This is a genomic window from Lutibacter sp. HS1-25, from assembly GCF_004121075.1.
Classification (GTDB): domain Bacteria; phylum Bacteroidota; class Bacteroidia; order Flavobacteriales; family Flavobacteriaceae; genus Lutibacter.
The window spans coordinates 1-14,314 of sequence record NZ_RHLN01000010.1 but is presented as its reverse complement, the minus strand read 5'-3'; the positions used below and the strand labels follow the sequence as shown (position 1 = coordinate 14,314).

The following is a 14,314-nucleotide window of genomic DNA, read 5'->3' as shown; positions in this document are numbered from 1 at the left end:
ACTTCAAAAACATCAGATTACAATACACAAAAATCGCAACTAACAATTTATAATCACTTTTAAATTTAATAGTTTACCAAGTATCAACTTAAATCTTCATATCTAAAAATTAGAGATTTATTATCCAATACTAAGTGTTTTTTCAATATATTCTATATAGTATTATTTATATTCAGAAACAATTGACCATTTCCCTGGAACTGCTTTAAATATGAGATAATTTGAATCTTCACTTTCGTAATTAAAACCTTTTACCTGATTTTTGTATTTATTATTTTTCCAAACATTTTTTCCATTTACCAATAGCTGACTAACCTTTTTACCTACTTTAGGCACATAAATTGTAGCTGTTGTTTGTTTTGGTGAAATTAAATCAATTGAATAAGTATCTTTTGTTTTATTGACTTCTACGGAAATATCTCCTTTTACAGAAGGAACAATTTGCTTAACATAAGTTAAGTGAGCTAGGTTAGGTTTCACTTCATAAGATTTCCAAGCCACGTCAGTTGCCTTTATTCCTGCAATATAACGAGACAATACATAATTAGGCGCATTCCATGCATGATTTGGTGTACCTGGTTTTTTATCGTCAAATTTTTCATAGAGCGTAGTTAGATCTTTATTATTAACTTGAGATTCATATCGTTGTTTCATTCGTAACAGTCCTTTATCGTATTGACCCGTTAACATGATAGCCTCTTGAGCAATCCATTCCATATGAGGACTTGCTTTTTGAACCGGAACTAAAATATTATCTACTAAAGTGTTATAATAAGCCTTGTTTGCCAAACCACTTATAACAGCCAAGGAAGTAACACGTTCTTCTATTGGTTTGCCTTTTGTACCATAGTGTGTTCCTTGCCAATACACTGTTGCAAAGTTTTTTTCAATACTTATTATGCGTTCATTATACCAATTAATATCGTTTTCTTTTTTTAAGGTTATTGCCATTTTTTTAGCTGCTTTTAAAGCCATATAGTACCAACAAACATTCGTAGGAGTTGAATCTGTATCTACACCCCAATCTACCCAATTGGCATAACCTTTGCGGTGTTCTGGCAAGCCATCTGGTTTCATTTTCCAAATATTTAGATAATTATAAATGGCCGGATATGCATTTGCCAACGTTTCTTTATCTCCAGTATTGTAATAATACTGCCAAACTACTTGATCGATAAATTGTAAACTTTGACAAGTAAGTTCACTACTTTTTCCACGATAAGCACCAAAACCAGGCGCCAACCCTTGAATAATATCACCATCACGATAAGCAATGGTATTGTCAATTCCTTTTTTTAATAACTGTCGTCCTGCCTCGTCCAAGGTATAAAAAATAGCACCTGTTTGATCGGCTACATCACCAATCCATAATCCACGCTCTCTATCCGGACAATCCATATATCCATCACGAGCACATATATATAAGGTATTACGAGCCATCCACCAAAGACGCGTAAAATAATCATCGTTACATTCAAAATTTCCAGTCATTTCTCCAACACCTGTCCATCTGTATTTTAATTCCACAACCTCAACACCCGAAGGAATACTGTAGGTTACCACATGACCATTTATCCAAGAATAGCTCTCAAAAGCTTGCTCACCATCTTTAGTAATATAAGTTCCATTTAACATATTAAATGGATTGTCGGTATCTGCAATAATGGTTTTACCCGCAGTACTATTTACTTTTAAATAAGGCGTAATTTGTTTATTGAACGGTAATTTAGCGTGAATAACTACTGTAGAATCTGTATCATTCTTAAACGGAAGTTGTATTTCAATTTTGTCTGAATTTGATTTAATTTTAAGCGACTCATAATTGGTTAAACCTCTATCATTCCATTGCGGAATAGCTCTTTTCACTAAATTACCCCAAGGCAAACTGTTTGCAAGTCCTTTAACTATAGGGCTACCCCAATTACTATCATCATAATTTTGAGTATACCAAGCGTTATCAGACCAATCTCCCATAGCCAAATTAGCATCAAACTTTACATTGTAAGCGTTTACACGGTTTGCAGAATCGCCTCCACCACCACTGTTTGGATCGTATGCAGGATGTACTTTCATTTTCCAATCCGCATTTGATTCTAAAATCTGCCCACCTAAATCAGCATAAAATAAGAGTCCACCTTTTCCACTATCATCGTGAACTTTTCGGGTTCTTCCCCAATACCAAACCAAAACGGCAATGGTATTTTCACCTTCTTTTAAATACGATTTTAAATCTACTTCATCATAATAATTGGTTTCTGGAGCTGCACCACGAGCCAAACCACCTTCAAACAAAATCATTTTTCCATTTACCCACAGCCAATATTTGGTATCGACGGCTAGATGCGCCAAAGCTTCAGAAGGAATATTTTTAAGGTCAAAAGTTTTACGAAAAGCAACCCAGGTATTTGCAGGTCCTGCCTCTTCTTGCCACATCCATTGTGCATTTCCCCAAATTGGAGTTTGAGCATAACTTAAAGATGTTGTTAAGGTTAAAACTATGATCAAAAGACTCGTAAGTTTTATTCTATTTTGATATTTTATATTCATTTATTTATTTTTAATTCTGTTTTTAGCAAATTTTAAAACTTTATCACTAACTCAATATTCACATTTACCAACGTAGTTTTACCTTAACATTTCTAAATTTAGGTCATTACTTATTTAATACTGTCATTACTATCCCAATGGTAATTCCATTTTTTCATATACTCTTCACCAGGTAAAAATTGATCTCCTTGCTTATCAAGTATGGCTTTCAACTTAACTTCTAAATCAGCTTGGATATTTTTAAACGCTTCGTTGCCTACTACATTGTTCATTTGATATGGGTCATTCAAATTATCATACAACAACCAAGGTCCGTTAAGATCCTTTACATAAGTGTATTTTTCGGTTCTAACACCTCTGTACTCACGACCACCATTTTTATATTTCCATTGATGAAAAGGAACCGGACAAGTAATTAAAGCTGCATCCACATTCAATTCTTGTGTACCTAATAATTGTCCTGTATAATTAAGTCCTTCTACCGATTCTGGAATAGGTAAATTAGACATTCCCAATAATGTTGGCATACATTTAAACACTTGTGTTTCATTTTTTTTATTTTACTTTTTATTCACTTGATAATTGAGATATCTTTACTTGATACATATTTCATATTGCCTAACCACTATAATAGGCTATTAATAACAAATGTATGCGTACCTGCTTTCACTTTCTCTGTCTTGCCTGGCAACACAACTTGTGCTTCACAATTGGCAGGCACTACCACTTTGTACTCATAGTTGTCATTTTCCAGTTTAGTCCATTGGGCTTTTACTTCGCCATAGATAGAGTTGTAGCTTGCTTTCGCAAAATCCATTGTTTTAATAAAATTAGGCTTAAACACAATATTCTGAAACCCGGGAGCGTTTGAATCTGAATTTATACCAGCCATATGACGGTAAAAAAAGTTATCTACAGCCCCCATAAAGTGATGAATATCTGACGATTCAAACTCATAACCTTCGGGCAAGGTAGTAGCTCCTTCTTTAATCAACCATCCGAACGATGGCCAATCTTCGTTAACCACCACCTTGTGCATCAAATCGGCATAACCGTGATTTGGCAAATACTCATAAGCCGAGTGCACGGTGAATACGCCACCCCATAAATGAAAATCTTTTGAAATGGCAATATTATCCACCACTTTCATTTCTAATTGGGCACGGTATTTTTCGGGAACAATACCATAATTTAGTGCCAAAATATTAACAACAGGTAAAAATTCATCAAACGGTTTTAGCCCCACATACTCTATTTTTTCTTCGTCAAAAGCCCATTTTTGAATACCTGCATAAATACGTTCAACTTGTTTTTTCAAACGTTTTTGATCCTCGCTTTTCCCAATAATTCCCGCCATTTTTTCAAGACGTTTTAATACCAAATAAAAATTCATAGAAGCAATCACCTCGTTACCTCCCGGTTTTCCACCACCTTTATAGGTTTTGTCATAAGGAGTTACCCAATCATTAAAACGTTCAGTAAACATACCATCCTTTTCGGCAATGTTATTATGCTCCCAAGAAAAATCAACCCACAGCATCATCTTGTCCCAATACAGCTCAAACAAACGTGTATCGCCATAGTAGTTATACATATACCAAGGAATATGCACACCTGCTGACGACCATAGTGTAGAGCCCCCGAGTCCATAATAATTGCCAGGAGCAATAGATCCTAAAGCACCTTGTTCATTCTGTGTGTCAAAAATATCACGCGTAAATTTGGTCATTAAAGCCGCTAAATCATAATTAGCCATACCAAATTCCATCCCTGTAACGGCATCACCTAGCCAACCGTTTTTCTCACGGTTAGGGCAATCGGTAGGAATACTGTGCAAATTAAAGATGAGTGATTTACGACAGATATCGTGAACGGCATTCACCGTTTTGTCCGAAGACTCAAAATATCCAACACGAGGCACATCAGAGTGAACATACATTACCTCAACATCATCTAACGACAAAGCGTTTTTCTTTAAACCTTTGATTTGTACATAACGGAAGCCTTTGTACGAGAAGTGACATTCGGCAAATTCCTCAGCACCGCCTTTACACCTATAAGCCATTTGTTGTAAACGTCCTGGCTGACCAGATGAAGTTGGGTCTATATGTTCGCCATAGTAAATGGTAACCCGTTGACCTGGTTCTGCATTTTTTATGCGTACACGTACCCACCCTGACATGTTTGTTCCTACATCAAACCATTGGCCATAATTACCCTTGTTTGCAGTAGCAACTGGATGAAAAGTTTTTGTTACACGTATGGGTTGGCACAATTGTGAGAACATTTTACCCTCAGGATCAGGTGCAGGTTTTACCGTTTCCCATGCTGAATCGTCAAGACCAATTTCGCTCCACCCTTTAATTTCTTTTGTAGCATCGTATATTTCGCCCATGTGCGGGCCATCATACACAATAGGACCTCCTGTTATTTTCCAACTTAAATCACTGATGATATCCTTTGAAGTACCGTCGTTATACTTTATATGAATACGGCACTTTAGTTTTGGTTGACCAGTGAAGCCATTCTTTTTGTAAAATCCCCAATGATCATACGCCATCATACCATAAAATCCACGACCTAGCATTACACCCGCTACATTCTCTCCATCTTTAATATTTTCAGTAATATCGTGCGTAGCGTATAGAATCGTTTTGCGGTAGTCCGTCCATCCAGGATCCAATACCGAAGTCCCTATTCTTTCACCATTAATAAACAGTTCGTAGTAACCAAGACCACTAATAAAGGCTTTGGCACTTATTACTTTCTTCTCAACGTCAAAACCTTTGCGCAATAGCGGCGAAGCATCATAGGGTTTCTCATTATGAAAATGATAACGCTCCCACATATTCATGCGTGCACCAAAATAGCTTGGCAAATGAAACTCGGTACATTGTTCTTCGATAGCCTTCTTGCGCCACCATTCAGTAGCCCATTCGTCCTGATCGCGCCAAGCAATCCACTGTGCCCCTTTCCAATCGACATCAGCAAAAAGCCCCGTAGAAAAAGTTGCTATTTCACTCCACGGGGATGCGGTTTTATTTTTATCCCACACTCTTACTTTCCAATAATACTGAGAGGCAGCTTCAAGCATCTTTCCCTTGTAAACGATTTGTGTGCTTTTCGCACTTTTCACCTTTTTAGAGTCGAAGGCATCGCCAATATTATTATCCAAATTAGCTTTAGACGTCGCCACCAAAACTTGATAATACGTTTGACATTGTCCCTCTTCCTCACTGTCCAATTTCCAAAAGAAACGCGGATCCTGCATATCGACCCCTTCGGGATTGGTCAAGTATTCACATTTTAAGCTTACAGCTTGTACTTGTGCCGATAGACAAGCGACGTAAAAAAATGTGAGTACTGTTAATGAGAATTGTTTCATAGTTCTATTTTTAATTTTACAATCAACAACATCAAAATAATTCACTAACATTTAAATACTTAGTATGTTTCACAATGATAAATGAATGTTCTATTTAAATGAATTCTTTTACTATAATTTTACGCCTTTTATAAAAAAATAAAAGCGCCCAAAGGTTCATTTTTAAATAAAATTGTTTGCACCCCGAAACAAAATATTATTATTCTTAATTTGAAAATCTGATTAAATACTTATTTAATACTGTCATTACTATCCCAATGGTAATTCCATTTTTTCATATACTCTTCACCAGGTAAAAATTGATCTCCTTGCTTATCAAGTATGGCTTTCAACTTAACTTCTAAATCAGCTTGGATATTTTTAAACGCTTCGTTGCCTACTACATTGTTCATTTGATATGGGTCATTCAAATTATCATACAACAACCAAGGTCCGTTAAGATCCTTTACATAAGTGTATTTTTCGGTTCTAACACCTCTGTACTCACGACCACCATTTTTATATTTCCATTGGTGAAAAGGAACCGGACAAGTAATTAAAGCTGCATCCACATCCAATTCTTGTGTACCTAATAATTGTCCTGTATAATTAAGTCCTTCTACCGATTCTGGAATAGGTAAATTAGACATTCCCAATAATGTTGGCATTATATCTGGAAATGAAAACATTTTGGTCATTTGTGTACCTGCTTTTAATTTAGCCGGATATTTTAATATAAAAGGAATGTGAATAGACTCTTCCCAAGGTTTTTGTTTTTTAACTTCAGAATGAGAATATAGCATATCACCATGGTCTGAAGTGAAAACAAAAATGGTGTTTTCTTCTAGGCCTAAATTCTTAATTTCTTTTTGTAATTCAGCTACACAATCATCAAGTGCTGTCATATGAGCATAATAACCTCTGATTTCTTCTTTTGCTTTTTCGGCTTTATCTTCTGGCACATTAGGACGTAGTTTAATATCCATATCTTTATACATGTCCTGATACTTTTGAGGCGCTGTATTATAAGGCGCATGCGGTGGTCCATAAGCTACAAATAAAACAAAAGGATTCTCTTTATTAGCCTGCATGTATTTAACAGCCTCTTTTGTTTGAGCAATGGCATCATAACCTTCCCATTTGTGCTTTACGTTGTTTTCGTCAAAATAAATGGAATTATTGTAATTATGAGTAGTCTCACACACTTTCCAAAAATCAAAACCTTGTCGACGATCAGCTGTTATAGGTAATCCTCTCCCTTGCATATTTGTCATTCCTTGGGGATGACCATTGATGTGCCATTTACCAATATAGCCCGTTTGATAACCGTTTTCTTTATACACTTCAGCAATGCAATTTTCATCAGTTCGCAAAGGCTTATCATTGTAAAAAAGTCCGTGACTAAGCGGGTATTTACCTGTCATTAATGAAGCTCGTGCAGGTGTACAAACAGGAATATTTGAGATGGCATTGGTAAACACCACTGATTCTTTTGCCAATTCATCAATTGCTGGAGTAATGACTTGTTCATTCCCAACAAAACCAATATCCTGTGCTCTCCATTGATCGGTTAGTACAAATACTACATTGGGTGCTTTAATGGGTTTCTCTAATTCTTTTTTTGATTTACAAGAAACAATTAGAAGTAAACCTGCGAGTAACAATATATTTTTCATTTTATTTATATTTTTATTTTTATTAGCTAATTCTTATTATTTGATCGTTTCAATAATTACTGGACCTAACAAACCAGAAGATTGTATTTCACTATCAGACTTAATATCATCGGTTACTAACCAAGTATATTTCTCATCTTCTGATCGTTGTTTGTCTTTTATTAACTGGTTTCGCCATAAATTAACCACCTCAATTTCCAGTTTGTTTTTTCCTTTTTTAATGGCATCAGTTATATTCAATCGATAAGGTGCCATCCACACACCACCGATGTATTTTCCGTTTAGTTTCACTTTTGCCATTACCGAAACTTTCCCTAGATTAAGGAATAGATCTTGGTTTTTTGGAAGTTTATCTATATTAAAAGTTGATGAATAAACTGCTGTTCCTGAATAGTACTTTAGTTGCTCATCCTCTGAATTTCTCCAATCAATTAATTTATCAAATACTACAGGATCTTTAGGTGCAATATCTTTGTTTATAAAATCTACTTTAAAAGGCGCTTCAATAGTACTCACCTTTTCGTACACAGGAAAATTAGCAGCATAAGCAGGTTTCACTTCGATATTATTGGCTTCATTAGCAAATACCACAAACCAACTTTGAGCAGCTTCCATTGTTAATGGTACTTTGATACCTGTGCTTGTTATTTCATAGTTGGCTAAAGCTCTTATTTCGCCACTTACCGCATCCCACAATTGTGGTTTTAGCTTTTGATTCACTCTAAAAACTGGAGATAAATCAATGGTCTCATCACTTTGATTACTTATAAAATAGATATCCATACCAGGCATCGTTCTGTGAATCCACAGTACTGGTGCATCAGCAGAAAGCTCCAAATCTTTTGACAGATTAATAGTCTCAAATACTTCTGACAATTGGAAACCATCCATCACTTTTCCTTCGCCATATTGCACCGCCATTTTACCTTGATTGTATGTTCCATTCCACAGTTTGCTAGCCAATGCTTTCACTTGCTCATCGCAGGCTGGGAAATTCTGCAAACTTGGAGATTCTAATGGTTTTGGACCTAAAATAACACCTCCTTGCTGTACCAACGCTTCAATCTTCTTTAGTAATTCAGGACGCATCGTAGTAAATGGAGGTAAAACCATCACTTTATATGACATACCATCAGGTAATACAAATCTGCCATCTTTAACCGTTAAGCGGTTCAAAATCACCTCAGCATTGATGTAATCGTAAGAATTACCTTGTGGAATTTCCGGATTACGAACACCCGTCATTACAGGTGCATCTTCACCAATATAATAGCACACATCGGCAACATATTTACCTTGTTGCAACAAATGCTGACAACGGCGTAGATAGTCGAAATACGTATCAGCTTGACCAAACCAAGTATTGTGTCGGTTGAACTCAGTACCAAACCAAGCGTTCATTCCAGGCTTGCGATTATCGTCAGGTTGTTGAATATACAAATGCAAAACAAAATGATTGATCCCCTCAGTTAATGCCCAATCTCCACGTTTTTTAAGCATGGCAGGATGACGAAGATAAGCTTTGCGCGATGAGGTAAAAGCCTCTGCTGAAGTAATAGGTTTACCATACGTATGTGATGTAGAAGAAGAAGCTTTACATTCAATATTACCAAGGGTACCTTCATTCCAAAACTCGCCACCTATCAAATCCGACTGTCCGCCATACATCATAAACTCACCCGGAAACCCCCAGTGACCATAATTTTCTAACCAAACTTTAAGGTTGTACTTATTACTTGCTTTTCTTAAGCCTCCCACATATTGGTAAGCAATATCATCGGCAATAGCACGGCGTAAATCCCATAAAAAACGTTCAGACAATTCTACACTACCCACAATACGCCCCGAAAGCACCGGCAAGAATGGTATAGGATCATAGCCATATTTTTCTTTGAATTTAATTTCATAACCATCGGTCCAATTTTGAGAACCTTGCTCGTAACTATCGGCCACCACATATTTAAAAGCCGACTTGCTTTCTTCAGGTATACGTTTTAGTAGTTCCCCCACAAAATTATCGAAATGATACTGCGCCAAGGCACTACTCATTTTATCAATCTCATAGCCAACACCCTGTGGCGCTGCTGGTGCATTTTTAGTACCTGTAGGTGTCATTCCCATTCGCATAATGGTCCATTCACCTGCAGGTGCATCCCAGTTTAGCACACCATTTTTATCAAGCTTATTGCTAATATCAATCACCTCATTTGGATTTACACATAGGCTTTTATCTTTCAGCGCTTCTTGTTTTCCATAGATGTACGAATCCCATTGAATACCTGGCGTAGAATTCATTTTACCCAGTTGTTTCTCAATGTATTTATCCAATACAGGCGCTTCAGAAATAGTAATTTCAGCAAAACCATAACCTCCACCTTTGGTTCGAAAATCGGAACATTTTAATATAAACTTTTCAGCTTTAACATCGGGTAAATCTGTAGCATAAGCGCCTGTTTTAATGGACGCTACATTAGGAGCTATTTTAAAACGATCAAAATTAAATTCTTTTACAATTTTTTCTTCACCATTAACCACAGCCATTAAAGTCATATTACATTTAAAAGCCTGACTTGGTGTAATGGCAATAGAACGTGCTGTTATTGCTTCAGAAAGTTCAAAACTAATTTCTAAAAATTCTCCCTTCTTTGGTTCAAAGCTCGTATCTGCTTCTTTATTGCCATCGTTTAACACAGCCACGTCAACATCGTTCCAATTTGCTGTTATTTTAGTGGAAATAAACTGTGTACTTCTTTTTTCAATAGCTGAAGATTTGAATGCAAAGGTGTGGGTGTCTTGAAATTCATCCTTTGGTTTTTCAAGCTGTATGCTAAGTTTTTTACCTCCTGAAACTTTTGTTTCACTATAAGTAAGGTAACGCATAGCTTTGGTATAATCTACCCAAGGACCACCACTTTGACTCCATCCCGGACAGTTGAACACACCAATATCAACCCCAATACGCTTCCCTTCAACCACCGCATGTACCATATGCGACCACCAATCTTCACTTAGCATGGGTACTTTTCCATCTTCGTGAGCCGGATTTATATTTCCAATTAAAGCACCACCAATACCAGCTTTTTTCATGGCTTCCAAATCTTTGGTAATACCATCTTTAGAAATATCATCATTAATCCAATACCAATAACACCAAATAGTGTTGGTATCAGCAAGTGTGGTAAAATTTGATGTTACTTGTTCAAAGTTTTCTTTGCTAATTTGGCTCCAACTTTTACAGGAAACCATTAAAAAAAGCATTATAAAAACGCAACTTAGCTTTATTGGTAATTTCATTTCTTTTTGTATTTTATATCAAAATAAGTTTTAAACACTTCACAATTAGTTTATTAGCATAAAAAATTAATCACAAACTGAAGTATTTAATAAACCTTGATTATTTTTAGTTACTTATAATCTGCTTGAACTTTCCATGTACCAGCTTGAACCCTGAATTTCAAATATTTTGAATCTTCACTATCAAATTCAATTCCTTTTAGTTGTTTTTTCGATTTACCATTTTCCCATATACTTTTTCCATTTACAAATACTTTTTCAACTTTTTTACCTGTTTTAGGAATTCCGATAATGGCTACTGTATTCTCTGGAGAAACTAGATTCATTGCATATACAGACTCCTTAACTTCAATATCTATAACTATATTTCCTTTTACTGTTGGAATGGTTTTTTTTAAAGTGCTAAAATGAAGCAATGTTGGCATAATTTCATATTCACTCCAAGCCAATTTAGTAGGTGCTACACCGGCAATGTATTTTGATAAAATAGTATTAGGCGCATTCCAAGCGTGGTTATAACTTCCGCCATTAGGAAACATCTCGTATAAAGTTGTCATATCCTTCTTATCAACCTGACTTTGATACTGATCTTTCATACGTTCCAACGATTCCTTTGATCTTCCTGCCATACACATGGCCTCTTCAGCAATCCATTCAAAATGCGGACTTGAAAAGCGATTTGGAATTAATACATTGTCTACAATTTGATTGTAATATTCTGGCTTTGCAATACCCGAAACTATGGCGATAGCATTGGCTCTATCGTCCTTTAAACTTTCAGGATTGGAACTGTAAAAACCATTTTTCCAATAAGCTTTATCAAAGGCTGGTTTCATTGTTTCCATTCTATTTGAATACCATTTTATATCTTCATTTTTACCTAAGACTTCTGCCATTTTTTTGGCTTCATTTAAGGCCAAATAATAAAAAGCAGCTTGAATAGGCTCGCTATCGATGGTATTTTTCACTCCCCAATCTACCCAATCCCAAGAGTCTGGACTTTTCCCTTTACGGTATTCAGGCAATCCGTTTTCTTGCATTGGAAATAGCGCTAAATAACCATACATATATGGATACACTTTTTCCAAGGTTTCTTTATCTCCAGTATTTAAATAATAAGGCCAAACACACTGTGCAATAAACTGCAAACTTTGTGCTACCAGTTCACGAACTCTAAGTGGTCCTAATGCGCCAATAACACCATTTTCGTTAAACGACATCGTTTGCAAAATGGCTTTTTTTAACAATTGACGACCAGCATTGTCCATAGAATAAAAGATATATCCCGTTTGATCGGCTACATCACCAATCCACAAAGCACGTTCTCTATCAGGACAATCCATAAAATTATCACGAGCACAAACAAATAAGGTGTTGTTACCCATCGACCACAAACGACTGTAAAATGGGTCGCTCACTTCAAATTCACCAACCATTTCACCAACAGTCATCCAACGATATTTTAAAGCTTTCACCTTAACACCTTTTGGAATTGTATAGCGCACTTCGTGTCCGTTCATCCATGAAAAACTCTCGAAAGATTGTGCTCCTTCTTTGGTAATATAAGTAGCGTTGATTCTATTCAATCGGTTATCTGTAGTGATAAAAATAGTGTCACCCGCTTTGGCTTCAATTTCTAAATAAGGGGTAATTTGTTTGTTAAAAGGCAACTTACAAATAATAGTTTCACCTTCACTAACATATGGTAATTTTAAATCTGTAACATTGGTATAATCTTCCAATCCGTGATTGATTAAATGAGGAACAATATTAGGTTCTAAATTATACCAAGGAGCAGTTCCGGCTATACCTTTTTCTATTGCTGAAGGCCAGGTAGCATCAGAAAAATCTGCTTTGTACCACGCCTTATCAGACCAATCGTTCATGGCGTTTTGCGCATCATATTTTACACTGTACTGAACTGTGGCTTTACTAGCTGGCTCAATGGTATTGTCATATCCGGCATGTTGTATCGCTTTCCATGAAGCATCTGAAACCACTTTCTGACCACCAATATTCGCTAAAAACAAAAGACCACCTTTTTTACTGTCGATATGAGTTCCTTTGTGCGTTTCGCGTCCCCAGTACCATACCAAAATTGCAATGGTATTTTCACCTTTTTTTAAATAAGGTTGAATATTTACAGTCTCGTACCAAGAATTTGCAGGTGTTATATTATTCTTTCTGTCCCATTCACCTGCTTGACTTGGACCTCTTGACAAGCCTCCTTCAAATAGTACCATTTCGCCATTAATCCACAACCAAAATTTACTATCTACAGAAACCAACGCTTCTACCTGTTTGGGTACTTCATTTAATGTTACTGTTTTTCTAAAGCTCATCCATGTATTGGATGGCCCATCTTCTTGCTGCCATATCCATTGTGCGCCTTGCCAATTTGGAGTTTGAGCAAAACTGAATGATGTTAATAAAATCAAACCTAAAGAAGCAATGAATTTTGTTGTTTTTTTACTTATTGTGATCATTTGTGTTTTTTATATTTAAACTATAATTGTATTAATAATAATTTTGCTAATTGTAATGTTTTTAATACTTTCTAATTTTATTAAAAAATTTATTGTTTTTTTTATTATTTGACTATCTGTGTTTTTCTTTATTTAAAAAGAATTTCAAAAAATAAAATTATTTATATGAATTTGTTCTTATAGTAACCGATCCAATTAAACCAACTTAATCTAATTTGGTATGCTTAACTCCAGGAAAAGTTCGTCCGTTTTTACTAAACAAATGAATCCCTTGAATTCCTGCATATTTTATTGCTTCAAGATCAAGCGTTATCCCTTCTTTACTAATATTATTACCATTAAAATGAAACCAAGTTTCAGGGTGATATACCATTTCTGGTGATTTAAATCCTTCACTTAACTTTTGAAAATCAGAGCCTGACTGGTTTTTTTTTATTTCAACATTTTCATTGATTGACTTGCATTGAACACATAATAACAACACTCCTAAAAGTAGAATTCGCATGATTTTTTATTCGATTATTGAATTATTAATTTATTACCTATTAGGTGTAATTATTATTAGCAATTACACCTAACAGGTTTATTTTAAGTTATTTTGTACTAAAACTCCAAACTTGACCTATCGTTTCTCCTCCTTTTCCATCTTTTACAACTACTTTAAAATAGTAGGTAGTTGCTGCAATTAAATTTGAAGCATTGTAAGTGGTTGCTGTTTGGTTTTCAGACACTTTTGTTAAAGGGGTGCTAGCTGTATCTAAATACACATCAAATGTTAATGAATCATTGTCCACATCGCTTGCAGACCATCTTAAACTTGTACTTGTTCCATCTATAATACCATCAAGTTCTGGCGCAATTAAATCTGGTGAAAATGGTAAGTGATTGGTAACACCTTCGCCTTCGGTTAAAAATTGATTTGCTGAAGAAAAATCACTTTGTGCATT

At 35.5% G+C, this 14,314-nt stretch carries 8 protein-coding genes; all 8 read right to left on the bottom strand.

What is annotated here, in order from left to right; all coding sequences use genetic code 11:
* Positions 1 to 162 precede the first annotated feature (162 nt).
* Positions 163 to 2,547, bottom strand: a complete 2,385-nt coding sequence (locus EC396_RS05445) for an alpha-L-rhamnosidase C-terminal domain-containing protein (protein ID WP_129365693.1) — start codon at positions 2,545 to 2,547, stop codon at positions 163 to 165.
* A 110-nt stretch (positions 2,548 to 2,657) separates the two neighbouring features.
* Positions 2,658 to 3,074, bottom strand: coding sequence for a sulfatase/phosphatase domain-containing protein (locus EC396_RS05440; RefSeq protein WP_129365692.1), 417 nt, complete (start codon positions 3,072 to 3,074; stop codon positions 2,658 to 2,660).
* A 98-nt stretch (positions 3,075 to 3,172) separates the two neighbouring features.
* On the bottom strand, positions 3,173 to 5,932 hold the full coding sequence (locus EC396_RS05435) for a family 78 glycoside hydrolase catalytic domain (protein ID WP_164975208.1): 2,760 nt from the start codon (positions 5,930 to 5,932) through the stop codon (positions 3,173 to 3,175).
* A 230-nt stretch (positions 5,933 to 6,162) separates the two neighbouring features.
* Entirely contained in the window at positions 6,163 to 7,587 is a 1,425-nt protein-coding gene (locus EC396_RS05430) for a sulfatase (protein WP_129365690.1), read from the bottom strand.
* 36 nt (positions 7,588 to 7,623) lie between these two features.
* Positions 7,624 to 10,881 carry a glycosyl hydrolase gene (locus tag EC396_RS05425; protein ID WP_240665641.1) on the bottom strand — a complete coding sequence of 1,086 codons (3,258 nt, stop codon included), beginning with the start codon at positions 10,879 to 10,881 and terminating at the stop codon, positions 7,624 to 7,626.
* Positions 10,882 to 10,991: 110 nt separating this feature from the next.
* Positions 10,992 to 13,367, bottom strand: a complete 2,376-nt coding sequence (locus EC396_RS05420) for a family 78 glycoside hydrolase catalytic domain (protein WP_129365689.1) — start codon at positions 13,365 to 13,367, stop codon at positions 10,992 to 10,994.
* A 205-nt stretch (positions 13,368 to 13,572) separates the two neighbouring features.
* Positions 13,573 to 13,872, bottom strand: coding sequence for a glycosyl hydrolase (locus EC396_RS05415; RefSeq protein WP_129365688.1), 300 nt, complete (start codon positions 13,870 to 13,872; stop codon positions 13,573 to 13,575).
* A gap of 88 nt (positions 13,873 to 13,960) precedes the next feature.
* Positions 13,961 to 14,314 (bottom strand): fibronectin type III domain-containing protein (locus tag EC396_RS05410; RefSeq protein WP_164975207.1); only part of this gene is annotated, 354 nt, incomplete at its 5' end.

Bases quoted from the DNA above. Each gene is read 5' to 3' on its own strand.
- EC396_RS05445 (WP_129365693.1), bottom strand. From the start codon at position 2,547: ATGAATATAAAATATCAAAATAGAATAAAACTTACGAGTCTTTTGATC.
- EC396_RS05440 (WP_129365692.1), bottom strand. From the start codon at position 3,074: ATGCCAACATTATTGGGAATGTCTAATTTACCTATTCCAGAATCGGTA.
- EC396_RS05435 (WP_164975208.1), bottom strand. From the start codon at position 5,932: ATGAAACAATTCTCATTAACAGTACTCACATTTTTTTACGTCGCTTGT.
- EC396_RS05430 (WP_129365690.1), bottom strand. From the start codon at position 7,587: ATGAAAAATATATTGTTACTCGCAGGTTTACTTCTAATTGTTTCTTGT.
- EC396_RS05425 (WP_240665641.1), bottom strand. From the start codon at position 10,881: ATGAAATTACCAATAAAGCTAAGTTGCGTTTTTATAATGCTTTTTTTA.
- EC396_RS05420 (WP_129365689.1), bottom strand. From the start codon at position 13,367: ATGATCACAATAAGTAAAAAAACAACAAAATTCATTGCTTCTTTAGGT.
- EC396_RS05415 (WP_129365688.1), bottom strand. From the start codon at position 13,872: ATGCGAATTCTACTTTTAGGAGTGTTGTTATTATGTGTTCAATGCAAG.